The organism is Mediterranea massiliensis (genome assembly GCF_900128475.1).
In the GTDB taxonomy this organism is placed as follows: Bacteria; Bacteroidota; Bacteroidia; order Bacteroidales; family Bacteroidaceae; genus Bacteroides; species Bacteroides massiliensis_E.
Map to the genome: position 1 here is coordinate 89,746 of NZ_LT635838.1, position 22,948 is coordinate 112,693.

The following is a 22,948-nucleotide window of genomic DNA, read 5'->3' on the forward strand; positions in this document are numbered from 1 at the left end:
GGAAATACTGACCAACGCAGGTGTTCCTGCCGAACAGATATCGGCCTTCATCGCCAACCCAACTTCTGTTGACCTCACTCCGTACGCCGGAGCGTTGAAGGAAGAAGCCGCTATGGCCCCCGAAGAGATGGTAGGTTCACTGGCTACCCCCAAAGTTCCTCTGAGCGCATTCCTGCTAGTATTGTGCGGATTGTGCACATCGGTCATGTGGGGTGGTATCTTCAATTTGGCTGTTGAAGGACTGGGCAAATACACCGCCCAAGCATCAGGCATCTTTATGATGATGGTAGTAGGTGGAGGTATTCTGCCGCTCATCCAGAACGCCATAGCCGACGGTGTTGGCTACATGGCAAGCTACTGGCTCATCATTGCCGGCCTGGCCTACCTGCTCTACTACGGTATAGCAGGTTGCAAGAACGTCAACAAGGACATCCCTGTAGAATGAAACATATATAGGTAATTATAATTATTCACCTTAAAAATATCAGTATTATGGATATAGAATACGTAAGAAGCCGTTTCATCAAGCATTTTGATGGAACAACAGGAGCAGTTTACGCTTCTCCGGGTCGCATTAATCTGATCGGCGAACACACCGATTATAACGGCGGCTTTGTATTTCCCGGTGCCATCGACAAAGGCATGATTGCCGAAATCAAGCCGAACGGCACCAACATTGTGAAGGCTTACTCCATTGACCTGAAAGATTATGTAGAGTTTGGTCTCAATGAAGAAGACGCTCCCCGCGCCAGCTGGGCAAGATATATCTTCGGTGTATGCCGTGAGATGATTAAGCGCGGCGTAGATGTAAAAGGCTTCAATACCGCTTTCGCAGGCGACGTTCCATTGGGTGCCGGCATGTCTTCATCCGCAGCATTGGAAAGTACGTATGCTTATGCGTTGAACGATCTCTTTGGAGACAACAAGATTGACAAGTTTGAGCTTGCCAAAGTTGGCCAGGCTACAGAACATAACTATTGCGGTGTCAACTGCGGTATCATGGACCAATTCGCTTCTGTATTTGGAAAGAAAGGAAGCCTCATCCGTCTGGACTGCCGTTCCTTGGAATACCAATACTTCCCATTCGATCCGAAAGGCTATCGCCTCGTGTTAGTTGATTCTGTTGTAAAACATGAGCTGGCTTCTTCCGCCTACAACAAACGCCGCCAAAGCTGCGAAAATGTGGTTGCTGCCGTTCAGAAGAATCATCCGCATGTTGAATATCTGCGCGATTGTAACATGGAAATGCTGAATGCAGTCAAAGCTGACATCACAGAAGAAGACTACAAGTGTGCCGAGTACGTTATCGAAGAAATCCAACGTGTACTTGACGTCTGCGATGCATTGGAAAGGAACGATTATGAAACAGTGGGCCAAAAGATGTATGAAACACATCACGGAATGAGCAAGCTTTATGAAGTAAGCTGCGAAGAGCTGGACTTCCTGAACGACCTTGCTTTCGATTGCGGAGTCACAGGTTCCCGTGTAATGGGTGGCGGTTTTGGCGGATGTACCATCAATCTGGTAAAAGACGAACTCTACAGTACCTTTGTAGAGAAAGCCAAAGAAGATTTCAAGAACAAGTTCGGCAGAAGTCCCAAGATTTACGATGTAGTAATCGGAGACGGTGCTCGCCGACTGGAATAAAACTTCTGAAATTTCATCGCACATAAAAGCAATCCCTTCCTCCAACACTGCTTGGAGGAAGGGATTTTTTACATTTGCCCCCTTGATGGTAAAAAAGGCAGGCAAGAACGATGGATATTCACGCATAAAAGCCTATCTTTGTCCGTACGAAAAAAAGCTAATCTTTTAAACCGTTAAAACATGAACGACAACAAGCTAATGAATCGCGCGGCAGACAACATCCGTATCCTTGCCGCCTCCATGGTTGAAAAAGCCAAGTCCGGCCATCCCGGTGGTGCAATGGGCGGTGCAGACTTTGTAAATGTACTGTTTTCCGAGTTTCTGATATACGATCCCGAGAATCCGGCATGGGAAGGACGCGACCGTTTCTTCCTTGACCCGGGGCACATGTCACCCATGCTCTATTCACAGCTGGCTCTGACAGGCAAGTTCACGATAGATGAACTGAAGGAATTCCGCCAATGGGGAAGTCCAACCCCCGGACATCCCGAACGCGACATTATGCGTGGTATTGAAAATACATCCGGTCCCTTGGGACAAGGGCATACCTTTGCCGTAGGCGCTGCCATTGCTGCTAAATTCCTGAAAGCGCGCTTTGGGGAAATCATGAACCAAACCATATATGCCTACATTTCAGACGGTGGCATTCAAGAAGAAATTTCACAAGGTAGTGGCCGCATAGCCGGTACTCTAGGCCTCGACAATCTCATTATGTTCTATGATGCCAACGACATCCAGCTTTCTACCGAAACCAAAGTTGTCACTTCAGAAGATACAGCAAAGAAGTATGAGGCTTGGGGATGGAAGGTCATTCTCATCGATGGCAACAATCCCGATGAAATACGTCGGGCACTCAACGAAGCCAAAGCTGAGACAGAACGCCCCACGCTTATCATCGGTCATACCATCATGGGCAAGGGAGCACGCAAAGCTGACGGCAGCAGCTACGAGGCAAATTGCGCTACCCATGGTGCCCCTCTTGGCGGCGAGGCTTACGTCAATACCATCAAAAACTTGGGAGGAGATCCGGAAAATCCATTCGTCATCTTCCCCGAAGTAGCAGAGCTATATGCCAAAAGAGCTGAAGAACTGCGCAAGATTGTAGCCGAGCGATACACACAAAAAGCGGAGTGGGCCCAAGCTCATCCTGAACTGGCTGCCAAACTTGAATATTTCTTCTCCGGAAAAGCCCCACAAGTAGATTGGGAAGCCATTGTGCAAAAGCCGGACGCCGCAACTCGTGCCGCATCGGCCACCGTACTCGGAGCACTTGCCACCCAAGTGGAGAATATGGTTGTAGCATCGGCCGACCTTTCCAATTCGGACAAGACGGATGGATTCCTGAAGAAGACCCATGCCTTCCAGAAGGGCGATTTCAGCGGAGCTTTCTTCCAGGCAGGCGTTTCTGAACTGACCATGGCCTGTTGCTGCATCGGCATGGCTCTGCATGGTGGTGTAATTCCGGCCTGTGGAACCTTCTTTGTATTCTCCGATTATATGAAACCGGCTGTCCGTATGGCAGCTTTGATGGAAGTTCCTGTCAAGTTCATCTGGACACACGATGCTTTCCGCGTTGGCGAAGACGGTCCTACTCACGAGCCGGTTGAACAAGAAGCCCAGATACGCCTCATGGAAAAACTGCAAAACCATAAAGGCCACAACTCCATGTTGGTACTCCGCCCTGCCGACGTAGAAGAAACGACCGTAGCATGGCGTCTGGCGATGGAAAATACAACGACTCCTACAGCCCTCATTTTCTCCCGCCAGAATATTACCAACTTGCCGGCAGGCAACGATTATGCGCAGGCAACTCGTGGAGCATATATTGTAGCCGGTTCCGAAGACAAACCGGATGTAATACTTGTAGCTTCCGGTTCCGAAGTTTCCACTCTCGTGGCCGGTGCCGAGTTACTCCGTAAAGACGGTATCCGGGTACGCATTGTGTCGGCACCTTCTGAAGGCCTTTTCCGCAGCCAGTCCAAGGAATATCAAGAAAGCATCATTCCCACAGGTTCCAAAGTGTTTGGCCTCACAGCCGGCCTTCCTGTGACCTTGGAAGGTCTGGTAGGCTCTAACGGCAAAGTATGGGGTCTCCCTTCCTTCGGTTTCTCTGCTCCTTATAAAGTCCTTGATGAGAAATTAGGATTTACCGCAGAAAACGTATACAGACAGGTAAAGGATATGATTTGATTTATTCAGCGGGAGAATAGCAAGTGATTTTAAGAGGCAATCATACAGATACTCTTTATCACTTGCCATTTCCCATTGTTATTTACATTCTTTTTTTGCAAAAAACATGAAAACGATAGGTTTAGCTTCCGACCATGCAGGATTTGAGCTCAAGCAATACGTCAAACAATGGCTCGATGCCAAAGGATGGCCTTACAAGGATTTCGGCACGTATTCTACCGAAAGTTGTGATTATCCCGATTATGCCCATCCGTTGGCTCTCGCTGTAGAAGCCGGCGAATGTTATCCGGGAATAGCCATCTGCGGCAGTGGCGAAGGCATCAGTATGACACTGAACAAACATCAGGGAATTCGTGCAGCTTTATGCTGGATACCCCAAATCGCTCACTTGGCCCGCCAGCATAACGACGCCAACGTACTCGTCATGCCCGGCCGATTCATCACGCCGGAAGAAGCCAATCCTATTTTGACAGAATTCTTCAACACACCATTCGAAGGAGGACGGCATCAGAAACGTATTGATAAAATTCCGGTTCGTACCGCCGAATAGTTTTTGATGAGACATCGCATGATTTCGGAAGTCTGAACAAGACACATAGACAAAGAGTTACGATTCGTCCGAATAACGAGTGACCATGCAGCAAACCAGTCTGCGTGGTCACTCGTTCGCATATAAAAACTGACGATATTCTTCTTTTTCTAAAAGAAGCACTCCCATTTTCTCATTTTTCACACCGAAAATGACCGTTGTCTGAGATAAAAAGCTATCTTTGTGATTTGAACAAAGAATCAGAAAATGGAACGACTGGACATCATCAGAGAATACATCAGCCAAGGAGAAGTAGAAAAGGCCTGCCACGAACTGGATATTTATCTACAAACATCAGACACAGGTAAGGACGAAGCCTATTACCTCTATGGCAACGCCCGACGAAAACAAGGCAATTGGCAACAGGCCCTCAACAACTACCGACGCGCGATGGACATCAATCCCGACAGTCCGGCACGTCATGCCTATCAGATGGTGATGGACATCCTGAACTTCTACAACAAGGACATGTACAATCAATAACAATTCATATAAAGGAACGTATATTATGGCAAAGATCAAAGGAGCAATTGTAGTGGACACCGAACGTTGCAAAGGTTGCAACTTGTGTGCCGTGGCTTGTCCACTCCATGTAATAGCCCTCACCAAAGAGGTGAACATCAAAGGATATAATTACGCACACCAGGTACTGGAAGACACCTGCAACGGTTGCGCATCATGCGCCACGGTTTGTCCGGACGGATGTATCTCGGTGTACAAAGTAAAAGTTGAATAAAAAATCAGTAAGCTATATGTCAGAAGAAGTTGTATTAATGAAAGGGAACGAAGCCATCGCTCATGCAGCTATCCGTTGTGGAGCTGATGGATACTTCGGTTACCCGATTACTCCCCAATCGGAAGTACTGGAAACGCTGGCCGAACTGAAACCCTGGGAAACGACCGGCATGGTAGTACTCCAGGCTGAAAGTGAAGTGGCCGCAATCAATATGGTATACGGCGGTGCCGGAAGCGGTAAAATGGTGATGACCTCATCGTCCAGTCCGGGTGTCAGCCTGAAACAGGAGGGCATCTCCTACTTGGCCGGTGCCGAACTGCCCTGCCTCATAGTCAACGTCATGCGTGGAGGCCCCGGATTGGGAACCATCCAGCCCAGTCAGGCTGACTATTTCCAGACAGTGAAAGGTGGCGGACACGGTGACTACCGCCTCATAGCCCTGGCACCCTCCTCTGTACAGGAGATGGCCGATTTTGTAGGGCTGGCTTTTGAACTGGCCTTCAAGTACCGTAATCCAGCCATTATCTTGGCTGATGGTGTCGTTGGACAGATGATGGAGAAGGTTGTTCTTCCCCCCATCAAGCCGCGCCGCACGGAAGCCGAAATCATTGCCCAATGCCCTTGGGCCACTACTGGCAAATCCGGACGGAAGCCCAACATCATCACTTCACTCGAACTGAAACCCGAAGAGATGGAAAAAAACAATCTCCGCTTCCAGGCCAAGTATCGTAAAATAGAAGAGAATGAAGTACGTTTCGAGGAAATCAACTGTGAAGATGCCGATTACCTCATTGTAGCTTTCGGATCAATGGCCCGCATCGGACAGAAAGCAATGGAACTGGCCCGTGAAGAAGGTATCAAAGTAGGAATTCTACGCCCCATCACCCTTTGGCCTTTCCCCACCAAAGTGATTGCATCTTATGCCGATAAGGTGAAAGGCATGTTGGTTACCGAACTGAATGCCGGACAGATGATTGAAGATGTCCGCCTCGCCGTTAACGGCAAAGTACGGGTTGAACATTTCGGCCGTTTGGGAGGCATCGTCCCCGATCCCGATGAAATCGTAGCTGCATTGAAGGAAAAGATTGTTGTCAACTCATAACCATCCAATCACGGACAATCCACCATGGAAACGGATAAAATAAGGAACATACTGAACATCATCTTCCTCGTGCTGGCTGTAGCAGCCGTTGTGACCTACTTTGTGTCGGACGACTTCATGGACTTCGTTTATGTCTGTGCGGCAGCCATCTTCGTCAAAGTGATGGAGTTCTTCATACGATTTACCAACAGATAAGAGAAGAGAGGAGAATCAATTATGACAAAAGAAGATATCATCAAACCTGAAAACCTGGTTTACAAGAAACCGACGCTGATGAACGACAACCCGATGCACTATTGTCCGGGCTGCAGCCACGGCGTAGTACACAAACTCATTGCCGAAGTCATCGAAGAGATGGGTATGGAAGACAAGGCCATCGGCATCTCGCCCGTCGGCTGTGCCGTCTTTATCTACAACTATCTGGATATCGACTGGCAGGAAGCTGCCCACGGACGTGCACCAGCATTGGCAACAGCCATCAAACGTCTTTGGCCCGACCGTCTTGTATTCACTTACCAAGGAGATGGTGACCTTGCTTGTATCGGTACGGCTGAAACCATCCATGCCTTGAACCGCGGTGAAAACATCACCATCATCTTCATCAACAATGCCATTTATGGCATGACTGGCGGACAGATGGCACCTACCACGCTGGTAGGCATGAAGACGGCTACCTGCCCATACGGCCGCGATGTACATCTCCATGGCTATCCGCTGAAGATGGCCGATATCGCTGCCCAACTGGAAGGCACAGCCTACGTGACCCGCCAAAGCGTACAGTCGGTACCCGCCATCCGCAAGGCCAAGAAAGCCATCCGCAAGGCTTTTGAAAACTCCATGGCCGGCAAGGGCTCCAACCTGGTAGAGATTGTGGCTACCTGCAACTCCGGCTGGAAGATGACACCTGCCGCAGCCAACAAATGGATGGAAGAGAACATGTTCCCCTTCTACCCGCTCGGCGATTTAAAAGACAAATAACCCATTCGTAAAATTATTCTTATGAAAGAAGAAATCATTATATCAGGATTCGGCGGACAAGGCGTATTGTCCATGGGTAAGATTCTCGCCTATTCAGGACTGATGGAAGGCAAGGAAGTGACCTGGATGCCGGCCTATGGCCCCGAACAGCGAGGCGGTACGGCCAACGTGACCGTCATCGTCAGCGATGAAAAGATTTCATCGCCCATTCTCAGCAAATACGACGCAGCCATCATCCTCAACCAGCCCTCGCTGGAAAAATTCGAGAGCGAGGTAAAGCCCGGCGGCGTACTTATCTACGACGGCTATGGCATTATCAATCCGCCTACACGCAAGGATATCCATGTGTATCGCATTGACGCCATGGATGCCGCCAACGAGATGAACAACTCCAAAGCCTTCAACATGATTGTATTGGGCGGCCTGCTCAAAATCAAACCGATGGTCACCTTGGAGAATGTCATCAAAGGATTGAAGAAAACCCTCCCCGAACGCCATCACCACTTGATTCCTATGAATGAAGAAGCCATCAAGAAAGGAATGGAATTGATCAAGGAAGTCTGATGATATAATATGAACCGTCCCTGTCAATCTGAAATTGGCAGGGACGTTTTTTTCACACCAGATACATACGGCTATTACTTATATGTAATAGTAAAAACCGTTTCGTTTTTAGCATAATAATCACTGCCATGCGAAGTTCATACTATGGTAACAGGACGGCCCAATTGGTCAAATTCATAGGTGTAAGTATCATAATATCCTTCTCGATAACGGTCATACTCCGCTGTCATATACAGCTGGCTGCGCTTTCCTAAATAGCCATACGGTTGCAAATACCGCCCGCCAAAAGCAAAACAATCCAACCATTCCGTATTGCAGACCACCCAGTTCAAATCAAAATTAATATTGGGATTATTGACGTACTCGGCATTGTCATAACGTATTTCCGCCACATACCTGTTATTGTTTGCATTGTACAAATCGTTCGTCACCTTAACCAGATTGCCATTCTCCCACTCCGCTTCATCAACATATTCCATCGTTTCACCAACCTGATTTCTATAAGTTCTGTTACATGTCTGCACAAAGCCATCTTCATATACTACCGAACCTGATTTTTCCGTTGTTTTTCCTGCTCCTTCATCATTGACGATAGAAAATGTTTCGACATAACCATCGTTTCTTAAAACAAAAGTTGAAACATCAGCGGATCCATATCCTTTTTCCGTCATCACGATCTTACCCGACTCATAAGCAAAAGAAGTATAAATCATGTCCTCCCCCTTTCCTGTCCCCGAGTCATCGGTCGTCTGTTTGACCAGACGATTCTGATCGTCGTATTCAAAATAATAGATATTTCTATCTTCTGACTCTGTACCCGTCTCGGCCGTCACACGCTTATGTACTTCATCTATTCTTGCAACCAGATAAACCGACGAAACAGAAGGTATTTCACCGGATGCCGTGGTAGCTTTCTGCTCTACAGTAATCGTTATCACATCATCTCCACACCGTATTTCTATCCGAGCCTGCCTATCATGCCCCGTCAGATTTTCAGTCAGCGTAAAAGTCAACGTACACTTGCCTGCACTACCGCTATAGGCACTCAGCACAAGCCAATCCACACCCGTGGCATCCGCTTTAGTCGTCACGTCGGTAACCGTTGCTGTCCAGTTGCCCGATGCCGTAAAACGAATGCCTTCCGAAACACCAGACGTTTCATCGGCATACACTGTCTGAGACGTGGCGACACCTTCAGCCAAAATCAAATTCTTATTACCTGATTCATCTTTACTGCAAGCGGCCAACAGACAACCGCAGATCCAACATAAAATTGGAAACATCCATTTGTTCTTATCTATCTTCATTTTTCATTAAACATTCGTTATTGATAAGGACAAACACCCGTATCACGCATCTTGCAACGGGTATTCGTGAGCCTGCAAATATCCTGTCCGCGAATAAGGTCATCGGTCAGCTGGTTACACGACACGATATGTGTACGGCTTCCCTTACCGGACCCGCCATATCCGCTGAATACCAACGTGAAAATCAGATACAGCACCAACAAGATCAGCACCCCCACAATCAGCATCCAGGTAAGGGTAAAAACCGCATACGTGGTAAACAGCATATAGGCATACATCCACTTCAGACGCTTCCGGTCCTGAGGAGCAGCCCGACGTACCCGAAACACGATATATGCCAGAAAGGCGAACAAAGAAACAAAAATCATGCCGAAAATAAAGTCCTCTTTTTCACGGCCGAAGAATTGGGATACAATCCCCACAACACCCAACACACAGCCTACGAGATAGTAGGTGATGGACGGAGGCACCCCATCGACTCCCGACATGTCGCGCAAGCGGCCGGGAACAAGAGACTTCCACTTGGTCAGGGACAGCAAGACGGCAACAAAAGACATAATTACCGCCACCATCCATCCTCCGGACAAGGCCGCATAGTTCAAGAGGCAATCATAATACAGACGCCACCGGGCTGCCCTACGGTCATTACAACTTTTCAGATGCCTTATACGGCGTACAAGTCTGTAGGCCGGATAAGTCAAACCTACCAGCAGGAACAACGAATACAGCAATACAAACTGATTGTCGGTCAGTTGCTTTTCCGAATAAAACGACATAGTGACCAATACGCCCACCATGGCCATCACCCACTCCAGTACAATCGTAATGCACAATGTCCGGACATCCCTGAAACGGACCGTAGATACAATCTCTGCACCCGCCTTCCTGTTAAACCAGTCCTTCACTTTTCCAAATCTGAAAAACAACATAAAAGCCAACGCCAGTCCTGTCCAAAAGACTATTTGGGAGAGCAGCAACAATCCCGTAAATGCAGTTATCATAAAAGAATAAATACGTTATATGTTACACAAATTATTTATTACAAATAAATTCAAGCTGAACTTCACTCCACGAATCAGGAGGCTGTCTCAAATAAACTTTGAGATGGCCTTTTTTGTGTCTACAAAAAAAATGGGCAAGCCCTAACTTCTCTCAGCCAGAACTTGCCCGTTTCCCTAATTTTTTGTATCTTAGGGAACCAAGTTAAGATATCCCAAAGATAATGTTTAAAAGTTACACATCCAACGATAATCTGCTTTTACCTCCATGTTTAGGCGATTTTATCCCCCAGAACGATCCAGTCCGTGTTGTTCACCGTATCATTGAACAGATAAACCTTGAAGAACTTTACCGTAAGTATTCCCCTAAAGGCTGTTCTGCGTACCACCCACGTATGATGCTTCAAATTCTTGTCTATGCTTATTTGCGTAATATCTATTCCAGCCGTCGCATAGAAGAATTCTGTCGCAATGACATCCGCCTCATGTGGCTTACCGGCAATGTGACTCCTGATCATAACACCATCAACCGTTTTCGCAGCAGCCGGCTGAAGGATGTACTGAAGACAATATTTGCCACCATTGTAAAGTTTCTCGTGTCGGAAGGTTTTGTAAGTCTGGATGTAGCCTGTACCGACGGGACGAAGATGGAGGCGAACGCCAACCGTTATACGTTCGTCTGGGGCAAGTCCATACATACCCGCATAGTCAGAATCGCGGAACAGCTTGAAGAGATATGGCAGTACGCCGAGTCTGTCACCAAACAGGAACTGCGTGATTCCGCTCCGGTCACCTGTCAGGATATCACTCCGGAGAAAGTAGAAAAGGCACTCAAGCAGATTGATGATGCCCTGAATGAAGTGGATGCGGACAAGAAAATGAAAGCGAAGATAAGACGTGTAAGGAAGTCATGGCCAGAACAGCTCAGGAAATATGAATCACAGGGAAAGATACTTGACGGACGCAACAGCTATTCAAAGACGGACAATGACGCCACCTTCATGCGTATGAAAGAAGACCATATGAGGAATGGACAACTCAAACCCGGATATAATACCCAAATCAGTACCAACAGGCAGTTCATTCTGGACTATACCCTCCATCAGTGTGCGGGAGATACCTCCACCTATTCTCTGCATATGGATGATTTTCATTTCCTTTACGACAGATACCCTGACATATCTGTCTGTGATGCCGGATACGGGAGTGAAGAGAACTATCTGTATGCTTCCAGACATGGCATTAAAACCTTCATAAAGTACAATTATTTTCATAAGGAACAGAAAAAGAACTTCAGAAATGATCCTTTTCTGTCTGCCAACTTCTACTATAATGAAGAAACGGACGGAATGTACTGTCCGATGGGACAAAGGATGGAAAGACTTGCTGATATAACGCGTTCGACAGACAACGGTTTTGAGCAGACCATATCAAGATACAGAGCACGTAACTGTAAAGGCTGCCCGTTAAGATGCCGGTGTCACAGAAGCCAGTCGGAAAGGATTGTACAGGTAAATCACCGTCTGAGGAAAATCAAGAAAAGAGAACGTGAAAAGCTACTCTCTGATGAAGGTCTGAAATATCGCAGTCAGCGACCACAGGATGTGGAGGCTGTATTTGGAAACCTCAAGAACAACAAGCACTTCAAGAGATTCCATCTTCGTGGACTTAAGAAGGTTGAGATTGAGTTCGGACTGCTGGCCATGGCACATAATCTTGCAAAAGTAGCCTCGTAGGAGGCTTATGACAACGAATAAACAGTTTGAAAGAATGATATCTTCAAAAGTAAGTTTGTAAACTCCTCTTTTGAGAAAAATGACTTCAATCTGAGATGAAACAAACAGAGGCCATCTCAAGTCTATTTTGAGACAGCCTCATCTCTATAGGACTTATGCCACATCAGTCGTATACTCATGGTACAATAAAAACGTCCACCTATTATCAACTATTTACGAAAGGCATATACAAGCCCGAAGAGCACAGAAAAAAGTATACATTCACCGGTATCGGCACACTCTCTCCACACACACCTGCCTACTCAACATTTCCGTATAGGAATAATCCCCTTGGAGATGTCAGTCATAATCAGGTCGGCCACGTTGCGCGCTCCCAGCTTGTCGAGCAGATGCCGGCGGTGTGTATCCACCGTATTGGTGGACACACACAGTTCGCGTGCTATTTCCTGTGTATTTTTCCCTTCGGAGATCCGTTTCAAGACATCCAGTTCCCGCAGAGTCAGGTCTTCGGGCTTTTTCTCCTCCGTACGTTTCATTTGGGCGCGGATATGGTCGGCATACGGACAATAATAAACTCCTCCCGCCAACACCCGTCGGATGGCTTCCGTAATCTTGCCCGAATCAGTAGACTTGAACAAGATGCCGTCCACCTCGCATTGCAGCGGGTTCTTGACATACCAGATTTCTTCGTGCATGGTATTCACCAGAATACGGGCATGAGCATTGCGGCTGCGGATGGTATTGATGAGATCCAGGCCACACACATCGGGCAATTCCATATCCAGTACAAAAAGGTCGAATTGCTGCGAAGCTGTCAACAACTCCACCTCATGTCCCGATGAAGCAGTACACACATTCTTTACTTCCGGGAGCGAACATTCTATAATACGCTTCAACCCCTGCAACACCAAATCATGGTCGTCAACCAATAGAATCCGTATATCTTTTTCTTTCATCAGCCTTCTCAATACCTGTCTTGTTATGATAGTGCAAAGAAAAGCCATTTATCCTTATTTCACATCATCAGAAATAGTGATTTTAACACCTATTCTGCAGAAAAACGGACTTAAACAGCCAAAGGAACATTCAACGTCATCCGTTGTTCGCCATTCTCTGCCGCGACAGTGAAGGCAGCACCGATTGATTTCGCCCGTTCGCTCACGGTGGTCAGTCCGATGCCGTTTCCTTTCCCCGCATGGGAGGGACAAGGCTTTCCGCAATAGGCAATCTGCAAAACCAAGTCCTTCTTGGAAAGACACAGCCGGAGGTCTATCCGAGTGGCCTCCGCATGTTTCAGTACATTGGAAAGCAGTTCCTGCAGAATGCGGTATACTTCATATGCCTGATCCTCGGGGACACGGCTCCAGTCGCACCCTCCGTCATCGACCGCCAAAGCCCACTCGGCAGGCTGCGCAGCCAATATCCGTCCGGCATAATCCTCGACAACTTCTTTCAAGGTGACACGCTGGAATTGCGGAGGCATCAGTTCATGAGAAATGAGACGCACATCCTGGCGGACTTTTTCCAACATCGCTTTCACTTCGGCCTTGCCCTGTTCCGTAGGAGGCAGACACTGCAACTGCATGCCTATCCCCAGCAAATCGTTGCACACCCCGTCATGCAAATCTTTGGCCAGGCGCCTGCGTTCGCGTTCCAGTCCCTCAATGTAGCGTTGTGCCAGTTTCAGTTCTTCTTCCTTTTTCTGCCGGCGACGACGCAATTCATACCAGATGACCAACAGTACGACAACTCCCACAGCTGTTACCGCCACAAATCCCAGCTGCATAATGCGGTTCCGCTGCTTCAGCTGCTGTTCGTTCAGGTGTACAATTTCCAATTCCTTCTCCTTCGTGTCATACTTTACGGACAATTCCGACAACTCGGCCTCCACCTGTGCCGTGTGCAAACTGTCGGCAACCGTTACCGCCCGTTCATAGCAGTCGAAAGCCCGGGCATAGTCTTTCAGGCCTTTGTAATTACGGGCCATGTCCAGATACAGACGGTCCAACGGTACCGCCATATTGACATCCTTCAGTCCCAACAACCGGTGTTGGATATCGAGGCTCTCCCGATAACGTCCCATTCCGGCATACACCTCATACAATCTTTCGTAAAAACCCAGCACTTCCGTCGAGTTCTCCGGCAGGACAGCCAAAAGAGGTTCCGCCTCGGCCACGCATTTCATCAGTTCTGCCCTATTGCCCAGACGCCCGTAAGTACCTGCCAGATAAGTCAGGCACCGCAATACGAACTTCGGTTTCTTCTGTTCGCTGGCCATGTCCAGAGCCTGGCGTATGGCCTTGATACCGTCTTCCTCCTTGCCACACAGACTGAATATGGCTCCAGCAGTCGATGCCGCATGAATCACCATATCCATGTCGCCACAGGTGGGAACCACCTCCATGGCCCGCCGGATGTAGGTTTCCGCTTCTTCCAGACGCGAAGTGTTGGCATAGAGCACGGCAATGTTTGTCAGCAACTGCGTACGCGAACCGGTTGCGTCAGACTTCTCCACTCCCAGCAGATCCAAGGCCCGGTTGTAATAGACCAAGGCCGAATCGGGCATGGACATCCGCCGGTAGCACACGCCGATAGAACTCAGTATCCCGGCCTGTTCCTCCGCATCCAGGTGCAGCCTCACCGCCTCGGACAGAGCCTTCCTGAAAGCCGGCAGACATTCGTCCATACGCCCCTCATCCAGGTAGGTAACCGCCAGATTGACCAGCAGCACCACGTAAGGCTCTGCCTTGTCACGGTCGGCATACTTCAAGCCCTCCTCGCAATAATAACGCGTACTGTCCACATCCCGATAAGCATAATATTCACTCAAGTGACAACAAGCAGCCGATAGGCTGTCACGATGGCCGCTTTCACATGCACGTGCCAACGCAGCCCGACACTCCGCCAGTTCCGGATCCGGCGACTGTCCCCATACTGCAACAAGCGGCAGCAGGAGGATCCATACAATCAGTCGTTTCATAAAATCATATCAATGGTTAGGGTATTGCAAAGATAAGGAAGTCAAGACAAACAGCAAGAAAGTGACCCGATATCTTGCTGCCCCACCATAAAATATTCCGTTTGCAAGCTGTTCTGTCAAATTATAATAAGAGTTGAAAACTCTGTTTTCGTTTTGTGCTTCACTTGGTTTCCATTATCTTTGCCGCATGAAAATGAAACAAATCATACTGATATATATACTGCTATGTCTGCTGGGAACGGGCCTGGCACAGGCGCAGCAAACGCTGACTCCCGTCGGAGGCGGGCAAACCCTGCGCGACCAATACGGCAACCAGATAGACCCTTCGATCCAGCCGGACAACCTGAACGACAGTACCAACGTAGACGTCCAGAGCCTGCCGCCCAAGCTGTACATGTGGCAGCTGGACGAACTGCTGGGCGAACGCACCATCATACCGGCCGACACCGCCAACCTGAACTTCCAGAACACCAACCTGGTGGAAGGCATGGAAGGACACTACAACTACCTGGGCAATCTGGGCAGTCCGCGTATGTCGCGCCTGTTCTTCGAACGCACAGACTACGGGCCTACCATGTTCCTGACACCCATGTCGAGCTTCTACTTCCGCCCGAGTGACTTCAAGTTCACCAACAGCAACATCCCGTTTACCAACCTGACCTACTACAAGGCCGGCAGCAAGCAGAACGGTGAGGAACGCTTCAAGTCCTACTTCTCGGTCAATGCCAACAAGCGCCTGGCCTTCGGCTTCAACATCGACTACCTGTACGGCCGCGGCTACTATACCAACCAGTCGACCGCCCACTTCAATGCAGGCCTTTTTGCCAGCTACATCGGCGAAAAGTACCAGATGCAGGCCATGTACAACAACTTCTTCATGAAGATGAACGAGAACGGAGGTATCACCGACGACCGCTACATCACCCGTCCCGAAGAGATGAGCGACGTAGGTGGAAGTTCGTACATTCCCGTCAACCTGGAAGAGACATCAAACCGCAACCACAACTTCTACGTACACCTGACCCACCGCTACCGCCTGGGCTTCACCCGCGTAACGACGAAGATAGAAGAGACCAAGGACGAAGCCGCCCGCCGCAAGGCCCAGCGCGACAGTACAGCCATTCCGATGGACACCATCCAGACCGAAGAGTACGTACCCGTGACCAGCTTCATCCATACGTTCCACATCGAACGTTCCAGCCACCGTTTCCGCTCGGGTACGGAACCTACAGGCGAGAACAGCATCTACGACAACACCTACCTGCAGGAAGGCATGAGCAACGACAGCACCGTAGCCCTGAGCGTAAAGAACGTGCTGGGCATCTCGCTGCTCGAAGGCTTCAACAAGTACGCCAAAGCCGGACTGACCGCCTACGCCTCGCACAAGGTGAGCCGCTACACCCTGATGAACCTGGGCAACGGGGAAGGGACAACGACCGATGAAAGCGGGCAGACCACCCGTCCCTACCTGCCCAACCAGATCTATACCGAACACGAACTGTACGTGGGAGGTGAACTGTCCAAACGCGAAGGACGGCTACTGCACTACCGGGCCAACGGTGAAGTGGGCCTGGCCGGCAAGGCGGCAGGACAATTCCGCGTCAACGGCGACCTGGACCTGAACTTCCGCCTGGGCAAGGATACCGTGAACTTCTACGCCCGCGGTTTTGTGAGCAACACACTCCCCTCGTTCTACATGCGCCACTACCACTCCAACCACTACGCATGGGACAACGACCTGAGCAAGGAGTTCCGTACCCGTGTGGAAGGCGAACTGAACATCGACCGCTGGCGTACCAACCTGAAGGCCGGTGTGGAGAACATCAAGAACTACACCTACTTCAACGGACAGGCCCTGCCCCAGCAGCACAGCGGGAGCATCCAGGTGATTTCGGCCATGCTGAAACAGGACTTCAAGCTGGGCATCCTGCACCTGGACAACGAAGTGACGTGGCAGAAGTCGAGCAACCAGTCTGTCCTGCCCCTACCCGACCTCTCGCTCTACCACAACCTCTACCTGCTGACCCGTCTGTTCAAGAAGGTACTGACCGTACAGCTGGGTGCCGACGTACGCTACTTTACCGAGTACAACGCTCCAACCTACCAGCCTGCCATCCAGCAGTTCCACCTGCAGCCGGAGAGTGACCAAGTCAAGATCGGAGGATATCCCATCGTCAACGTATACGCCAACCTGCACCTGAAACGTACACGCATCTTCGTGATGATGTACCACATCAATTCGGGTATGGGCAACCGCAACTCGTTCCTCGTTCCCCACTACCCGATCAACTCACGCCTGCTGAAGATCGGCGTTTCCTGGAACTTCTACGATTGATGTCCTCCATCGTTTCCACCATCCAACCCGAACACCATGAAAAACAAACTGAACCCCAAGATCTGGAAATACGTGGCGGTAGCCTTCATCGGCTCGCTGGTAGCCACTTTCATCCTGCAACGCGAAGAGCCACCCGCTCCCTCTCCACGCGATTATGCCGACATTGCGGCCGAAGGCGTCCTGCGTGCCGCACTGGAATACAATGCCATCAGCCTTTACGTGGACGGCGACACACTGGCCGGCTTCGACTATGAGCTGATGGAGGCCTTTGCCCGCGACCACGGCCTCAAAGTGGCCATCATGCCCGAGATGAGCTTCGAGAAGCGGCTCGAAGGACTGGCTGACGGGACGTACGACCTCATTGCCAACGGCATCCTGGCCACCAGTCCGCTGAAAGACTCCCTGCTGCTCACCGTCCCCATCGCACTGACCAAGGAAGTATTGGTACAGCGCAAACCCGCTTCGCCCGACGACTCCCTGTTCATCCGCACCCAACTCTCACTGGCCAAGCGCACCCTGCACGTCGTGAAGGGTTCTCCCTCCATCCTGCGCATCCGCAACCTGGGCGACGAGATAGCCGACACCATCTATATTAAAGAGGTGGAAAAATACGGCCCCGAACAGCTGATAGCCATGGTGGCCCACGGCGACATCGACTACGCCGTATGCGACGAAAACATTGCCCGTGCCGTCACCGACAGCATGCCCCAAATAGACTTCTCGACCGACATCAGCTTCACCCAGTTCTATTCCTGGGCGGTCAGCAAAAAGTCGCCTGCCCTGCTCGACAGTCTGAACACTTGGCTCGAAGACTTCAAACAGGGCAGGGAATATCAGAAAATATATCAGAAATACTACAAATGACCTCCGACTAACACTCCCGCAGCCAGGCTTCCGAAGAGGCGTCGCTCGGCATGCGCCAGTCGCCACGCGGACTCAGCGACACGCTGCCCACCTTCGGACCGTCGGGCAGGCACGACCGCTTGAACTGCTGGTTGAAGAAACGGCGCAGGAAGGTGTGCAACCATTTCTTGATGGTATCCTCGTCATATACATCCTTGAATGTCCGGGCCGCCAGATAGAAAATCTTCGACGGGCGGAAACCGCCGCGCAGAAAGTGGTAGAGGAAGAAATCGTGCAGCTCGTAGGGTCCTACCAGGTCTTCGGTAATCTGACTGATGTTGCCGTTCTCGTCGGCCGGTATCAGCTCGGGGCTGATGGGAGTATCCACTATGTCGAGCAGCGTGCGGCGTGAGGTCTCGTCCATTCCGTTCTCGGCCACCCACTTCACCAGGTGCTTCACCAGCGTCTTGGGCACGCTGGCATTCACGCCGTACATCGACATGTGGTCGCCGTTATATGTAGCCCATCCCAAGGCCAACTCCGACAGGTCGCCCGTGCCGATGACCAGTCCGCCCGTCTGGTTGGCGATATCCATCAGGATCTGGGTACGCTCGCGGGCCTGCGAGTTCTCGTACACCACGTCGTGCACCGCAGCATCATGACCGATGTCTTCGAAGTGCTGCACGCAGGCCTTCCTGATGCTGACCTCGCGCACCGTCACACCGAGCGACGTCATCAGGTCGACGGCATTGGTATAGGTACGGTCCGTCGTACCGAAACCGGGCATCGTCACACCGACAATCCCCTTGCGCGGCCATCCCAGCTTGTCGAACGTCTTGACGCACACCAGCAGGGCCAGTGTCGAATCGAGTCCGCCCGAAATGCCTACCACCGCACTCTTGGCCTTGGTATGCGTCAGGCGTTGTGCCAGCCCGGCTACCTGAATGGAGAATATCTCTTCGCATCGCTCGTCCAGCGTCGGGCCCTGAGGCACGAAGGGATGAGGATCGTAGGTACGTGTCAGATTCAGTTCACGGCTGTTCACCAGCTCCGTCGATATTCTGACTGCAGCCTCGGGAGCCACCCGCCTGCGGCAGGCGGCAAAGGTCGTGTTTACCCGGCGCTCCGTACGCAGGAATTCCACGTCGATTTCGCTCACCACCAACTGCTCTTCCAGCGAGAAACGCTCACTGGACGCCAGCAACGTGCCGTTCTCATAAATCAGACCGTTACCGGCAAACACCACGTCGGTGGTCGACTCGCCGAAACCGCACGAGCTGAACACATATCCGGCCAGGCAGCGGGCCGACTGCTGGCTCAACAGGGAGCGCAGATAGGCATGCTTGCCTATCGACTCGTCGTCGGCCGAAAGGTTGAAGATGATTTCCGCCCCCTGCAAAGCCAGGGACGAACTGGGCGGCACGGCAGCCCATACATCCTCGCATATCTCGATACCGAAAGTCGTGTCGGAAGTCTCGAACAGCAGGTTGGTGCCCAGCGGGGCCACTTGTCCGCACAAGCGGATGGACTGGGCAGAGACACCGGAAGCCGGCACAAACCAGCGCATCTCATAAAACTCCTTGTAGTTGGGCAGGTAAGTCTTGGGCACGACACCCAGCACGCGGCCTTTCTGTATGACGACCGCCGCATTCAGCAGTCCGCCCTCGCACACCACCGGCATGCCTACTATCGAAATGATGTCCAGCTGCCGGGTCGTGTTGAGGATTTGCATCAGTCCCAGTTCAGCTTCCTCCAGCAGCAGCTGCTGGGCAAACAGGTCGCCGCAGGTATATCCGGTAATGCACAACTCGGGGAAAGTGATGATTTGCACCCCCTTGCCGTCGGCAATGATTATCTCTTTCTCTATCTGTCCGGCGTTGAACTTGCAGTTCGCCACCTGCACCCGGGGCACAGCAGCCGCCACTTTGACATATCCGTAATTCATAAAACAATGTTTTAACTTGTGCAAAAATAAAAGAATTTATCAATATGACCACGAAAAAAGCGGGAAAACCTTTGGTAAATAGAAAGAAGTGGCTATCTTTGCATCAGAATTAAAAATGTAATGATTGCAACTTTGGATTAGAGCAAATATGGATGTCATAGAGCGTTTACAGAGTCACAACATCAAACCTTCGGTACAGCGGATAGCCATCATGCAGTACCTGATGGAGCACTATACGCATCCTACCGTAGACGAGATCTATACGGCACTTGCTCCGGGGATACCCACCTTGTCGAAAACGACGGTGTACAACACGCTGAAGCTGCTGGACGAACATGCCGCCATCCAGACCCTGACCATAGACGGCCGGAACACCTGCTACGACGGTGACACCCGTCCGCACGCACACTTCTTCTGCAAGGCGTGCAACAAAGTATACGACATGCCCTGCCCCTCCGACTTTCCCACGGGAGAAAACCCGGACGCGGAAGGGCACGAGATACAGGAAATTCACCTTTATTATAAGGGCATCTGCAAACATTGCAGGCAATGAGATTGTTATTGAGACAAAAGAATAAAGACTAATTAATTCAAACCAAAAAACTGAGTAAAAATGAAAAAGTTTAGATGTACAGTATGCGGTTACGTTTACGAAGGCGATGCCGCTCCCGAGAAGTGTCCTTTGTGCAAGGCTCCTGCCAGCAAGTTCGTTGAAGTGGAAGAAGCCGTAGCAGGCGGTCCGCTGACTTTTGCCGACGAGCACGTTATCGGCGTAGCCAAAGGTTGCGACGACGAAATGATCAAAGACCTGAACAACCACTTCATGGGCGAATGCACCGAAGTAGGTATGTACCTCGCCATGAGCCGTCAGGCCGACCGCGAAGGTTATCCCGAAGTAGCCGAGGCCTTCAAGCGTTATGCTTGGGAAGAGGCTGAGCACGCTGCCAAGTTTGCCGAACTGCTGGGCGACTGCGTTTGGGACACCAAGACCAACCTGGAGAAGCGTATGAACGCCGAAAGCGGTGCTTGCGAAGACAAGAAGCGCATCGCTACCCGTGCCAAGGCTCTGAACCTGGATGCCATCCACGATACAGTTCACGAAATGGCCAAGGACGAAGCCCGTCACGGCAAAGGTTTCGAAGGTCTGTACAACCGCTACTTCAAGAAATAAGATTCTGAATATTCCCTGGACGGAGAGAGGATGCATGGTCGGAAGACGCATCCTCTCTCTTTTTTTGTCCCGTCGTTTCCCCCCTTTCCCACAAAGCACTTTGTCACCCTCCCATGCAGTGCTTCGTCACCTCCTCACGAAGCACTTCGTCACACCCTCATGAAGCACTTCGTCAGACCCTCACGAAGCACCGTGTCGCAACCTCACGAAGCACCGTGTCACAATCCCGTAAAGTTCTGTTTCAGAAAGTCTTCCGGAACGGTCTTTCCGGGCCTCCGCATTTTTCTTGCCTTTTCTCCCATTTTTTTTGCACCTTTGATGTCACGTTTGGCCTTCCCGAACGTCCTATAGGTGTAAATGGAACTCAACGAATTCAAAATATCAGTCCTGCCGCTCCGGCCCAAGCTGCTGAACTATGCACGCAAGCTGACCGAGAGCCCGGAGGATGCCGAAGATGCCGTACAGGAGGTACTGCTCAAGCTGTGGAACAACCGCACGGAGCTGGACCAGTACCGCAGCATCGAGGCATTCGCCATGACCCTGACGCACAACGTCTGCATGGACCTGTGGCGGCGCAGCAGGGACAACAGCCCCCTCGACCGGCTGCAGACCGAAGCCGGAGGCGGAACGCCCGACCACCTGCTCGAGCTGAAGGACGAAGTAAGGCTGATACGGGCCATCATCGACTCGCTGCCCCCGCTCCAACGCACCATCATGCGGATGAAGGACGTGGAGGAATACGAGAGCGAAGAGATAGCCCAGATAACCGGATGCAGCGCCGAGGCCATACGCAGCAACCTGTCGAGGGCACGAAAGAAAGTGAGGGACATCTACCTGCAAACCATACAAGAACGTAAAAGGAGGAAACAGTCATGAAGACGGAAGAACTGCTTGAAAAATATTTCGACGGACAGACTACCTGCGAGGAAGAACGCGAGCTGCGCCGCTTCTTCGCCTCGGACCAGGTGCCCGGACACCTGGAGGTGTACCGCCCGCTCTTTGCCTGCATCGACCGCGAAGCCGAAGCCTTCCGGGCAGCACAGAAAGAGGAGGCCGCCCCGGCCACGCATCCGGCAGGCGTCCGCAAACCCACCCGTCTGCACCGCCTGTACTACCTGACCACAGGCATTGCCGCCGCCCTGCTGCTGTGCATCGGCATCGCCGGACTGCTGCCCCACGTCACACCCGCCCGCACCAGCTACGCCATCATCGACGGACGCTACTGCGACGACCCGCAACTGGTACAAGCCAAGGCCCTGGAAGCCCTGCAGAACGTGGGCTTCACCGACGAAGAACTGAAAGAAACCATCACGCTACCGAACCTATTATTACCCTAAAGCATCATGAAGACAAGAGAAAACATCGCATACCGCCGCCTCGCCGGCATCTTGCTGCTGACCCTCTGCTTCGGTCTCACCGCATACGCCCAGGAGGGCCTGCAGATAGCCACCTTGTTCGAGAAATACAAGGACGAAAAGAACGTGACCTACGTGGAACTGAACGGAAGCATCCTGCGCTCCTACCGCATGACGGCCTACAAGAGCCTGGTCTTCGGGCAAGTGACTCCCTACAAGCAGGAAATCGTACAATGCCTCAAGCAGGCCGTCGACGCCCATCAGGTGCAGAAGACACAGGAAGTGAACGAAAGCGGCGAGCTGCGCAGTGCCTACTACCGCCTGAGCCGTGCCGCCCGGAAGGGCAAAAGAGTGAACCGCTACATCCTCTACAAAGTGGGAAAGGAAGACAAGGCCACCCTGGTCTACATCGAAGGTCCGCTGGACGAAGACGAACTGATGGAAATGCTGTACAAGCAATAAAATAAAGAAT

22 protein-coding genes and 1 pseudogene are annotated in these 22,948 nt (G+C 50.9%); 18 read left to right on the plus strand and 5 right to left on the minus strand.

The window, feature by feature from the left end; genetic code table 11:
- Positions 1-154: 154 nt before the first annotated feature.
- The 10 genes and pseudogenes from BQ7483_RS18250 to BQ7483_RS10450 all read left to right on the plus strand — a co-directional run.
- Positions 155-445, plus strand: a pseudogene (locus BQ7483_RS18250) (MFS transporter); the annotation flags it as partial.
- Between the two features lie 47 nt (positions 446-492).
- Complete coding sequence (gene galK, locus BQ7483_RS10415) at positions 493-1,647, plus strand: galactokinase (RefSeq protein ID WP_022020898.1); 1,155 nt, start codon at positions 493-495, stop codon at positions 1,645-1,647.
- 180 nt (positions 1,648-1,827) lie between these two features.
- Positions 1,828-3,837 carry a transketolase family protein gene (locus tag BQ7483_RS10420; RefSeq protein WP_022019539.1) on the plus strand — a complete coding sequence of 670 codons (2,010 nt, stop codon included), beginning with the start codon at positions 1,828-1,830 and terminating at the stop codon, positions 3,835-3,837.
- A 106-nt stretch (positions 3,838-3,943) separates the two neighbouring features.
- The gene (gene rpiB / locus BQ7483_RS10425; protein ID WP_022019541.1) at positions 3,944-4,387 is read left to right on the plus strand and encodes a ribose 5-phosphate isomerase B; all 444 of its coding nucleotides are present in this window, start codon (positions 3,944-3,946) and stop codon (positions 4,385-4,387) included.
- A 246-nt stretch (positions 4,388-4,633) separates the two neighbouring features.
- On the plus strand, positions 4,634-4,909 hold the full coding sequence (locus BQ7483_RS10430) for a tetratricopeptide repeat protein (RefSeq protein ID WP_022019542.1): 276 nt from the start codon (positions 4,634-4,636) through the stop codon (positions 4,907-4,909).
- Positions 4,910-4,934: 25 nt separating this feature from the next.
- Complete coding sequence (locus BQ7483_RS10435; RefSeq protein WP_022019543.1) at positions 4,935-5,162, plus strand: 4Fe-4S dicluster domain-containing protein; 228 nt, start codon at positions 4,935-4,937, stop codon at positions 5,160-5,162.
- A 16-nt stretch (positions 5,163-5,178) separates the two neighbouring features.
- Positions 5,179-6,264, plus strand: coding sequence for a 3-methyl-2-oxobutanoate dehydrogenase subunit VorB (locus BQ7483_RS10440; RefSeq protein WP_022019544.1), 1,086 nt, complete (start codon positions 5,179-5,181; stop codon positions 6,262-6,264).
- Between the two features lie 24 nt (positions 6,265-6,288).
- Positions 6,289-6,459: a hypothetical protein gene (locus BQ7483_RS17910; protein WP_022019545.1), complete on the plus strand. Its 171-nt coding sequence runs from the start codon at positions 6,289-6,291 to the stop codon at positions 6,457-6,459.
- A 21-nt stretch (positions 6,460-6,480) separates the two neighbouring features.
- Entirely contained in the window at positions 6,481-7,242 is a 762-nt protein-coding gene (locus BQ7483_RS10445) for a thiamine pyrophosphate-dependent enzyme (RefSeq protein ID WP_022019546.1), read from the plus strand.
- 21 nt (positions 7,243-7,263) lie between these two features.
- The gene (locus tag BQ7483_RS10450) at positions 7,264-7,806 is read left to right on the plus strand and encodes a 2-oxoacid:acceptor oxidoreductase family protein (protein WP_072545850.1); all 543 of its coding nucleotides are present in this window, start codon (positions 7,264-7,266) and stop codon (positions 7,804-7,806) included.
- 137 nt (positions 7,807-7,943) lie between these two features.
- Here the strand turns inward: BQ7483_RS10450 and BQ7483_RS10455 are convergent, their stop codons facing one another.
- Positions 7,944-9,113, minus strand: a complete 1,170-nt coding sequence (locus BQ7483_RS10455) for a BACON domain-containing protein (RefSeq protein WP_072545851.1) — start codon at positions 9,111-9,113, stop codon at positions 7,944-7,946.
- A gap of 17 nt (positions 9,114-9,130) precedes the next feature.
- Positions 9,131-10,114, minus strand: a complete 984-nt coding sequence (locus BQ7483_RS10460) for a hypothetical protein (protein ID WP_072545852.1) — start codon at positions 10,112-10,114, stop codon at positions 9,131-9,133.
- Positions 10,115-10,335: 221 nt separating this feature from the next.
- Here BQ7483_RS10460 and BQ7483_RS10465 point away from each other — a divergent pair, with 221 nt between their 5' ends.
- The gene (locus BQ7483_RS10465; RefSeq protein WP_072545345.1) at positions 10,336-11,847 is read left to right on the plus strand and encodes an IS1182 family transposase; all 1,512 of its coding nucleotides are present in this window, start codon (positions 10,336-10,338) and stop codon (positions 11,845-11,847) included.
- A gap of 302 nt (positions 11,848-12,149) precedes the next feature.
- Here the strand turns inward: BQ7483_RS10465 and BQ7483_RS10470 are convergent, their stop codons facing one another.
- Positions 12,150-12,803: a response regulator gene (locus tag BQ7483_RS10470; RefSeq protein WP_072545853.1), complete on the minus strand. Its 654-nt coding sequence runs from the start codon at positions 12,801-12,803 to the stop codon at positions 12,150-12,152.
- Positions 12,804-12,913: 110 nt separating this feature from the next.
- Positions 12,914-14,827, minus strand: coding sequence for a tetratricopeptide repeat-containing sensor histidine kinase (locus tag BQ7483_RS10475; RefSeq protein WP_022019714.1), 1,914 nt, complete (start codon positions 14,825-14,827; stop codon positions 12,914-12,916).
- Positions 14,828-15,020: 193 nt separating this feature from the next.
- On the opposite strand from BQ7483_RS10475, the gene BQ7483_RS10480 reads away from it, so the two are divergent.
- Entirely contained in the window at positions 15,021-17,162 is a 2,142-nt protein-coding gene (locus BQ7483_RS10480; protein ID WP_072545854.1) for a putative porin, read from the plus strand.
- A 36-nt stretch (positions 17,163-17,198) separates the two neighbouring features.
- Positions 17,199-18,026, plus strand: coding sequence for a transporter substrate-binding domain-containing protein (locus BQ7483_RS10485; RefSeq protein WP_072545855.1), 828 nt, complete (start codon positions 17,199-17,201; stop codon positions 18,024-18,026).
- Between the two features lie 7 nt (positions 18,027-18,033).
- Here BQ7483_RS10485 and BQ7483_RS10490 read toward each other — a convergent pair whose 3' ends face one another.
- Positions 18,034-19,950, minus strand: a complete 1,917-nt coding sequence (locus BQ7483_RS10490) for an NAD(+) synthase (protein ID WP_022019717.1) — start codon at positions 19,948-19,950, stop codon at positions 18,034-18,036.
- A 148-nt stretch (positions 19,951-20,098) separates the two neighbouring features.
- Between BQ7483_RS10490 and BQ7483_RS10495 the strand changes: the two genes are divergently transcribed.
- The 5 genes from BQ7483_RS10495 to BQ7483_RS10515 all read left to right on the plus strand — a co-directional run bounded on the left by BQ7483_RS10495 (position 20,099) and on the right by BQ7483_RS10515 (position 22,938).
- Positions 20,099-20,503, plus strand: a complete 405-nt coding sequence (locus tag BQ7483_RS10495) for a Fur family transcriptional regulator (protein WP_022019718.1) — start codon at positions 20,099-20,101, stop codon at positions 20,501-20,503.
- 60 nt (positions 20,504-20,563) lie between these two features.
- Positions 20,564-21,121, plus strand: a complete 558-nt coding sequence (locus BQ7483_RS10500) for an NADH peroxidase (RefSeq protein WP_021847577.1) — start codon at positions 20,564-20,566, stop codon at positions 21,119-21,121.
- Between the two features lie 357 nt (positions 21,122-21,478).
- Positions 21,479-21,997, plus strand: a complete 519-nt coding sequence (locus BQ7483_RS10505) for an RNA polymerase sigma factor (protein WP_072545856.1) — start codon at positions 21,479-21,481, stop codon at positions 21,995-21,997.
- Complete coding sequence (locus BQ7483_RS10510) at positions 21,994-22,458, plus strand: hypothetical protein (RefSeq protein ID WP_072545857.1); 465 nt, start codon at positions 21,994-21,996, stop codon at positions 22,456-22,458. The genes BQ7483_RS10505 and BQ7483_RS10510 overlap by 4 nt, the downstream gene beginning before the upstream one ends.
- 6 nt (positions 22,459-22,464) lie before the next feature.
- Positions 22,465-22,938 carry a DUF6108 family protein gene (locus tag BQ7483_RS10515; protein WP_072545858.1) on the plus strand — a complete coding sequence of 158 codons (474 nt, stop codon included), beginning with the start codon at positions 22,465-22,467 and terminating at the stop codon, positions 22,936-22,938.
- Positions 22,939-22,948: the final 10 nt, after the last annotated feature.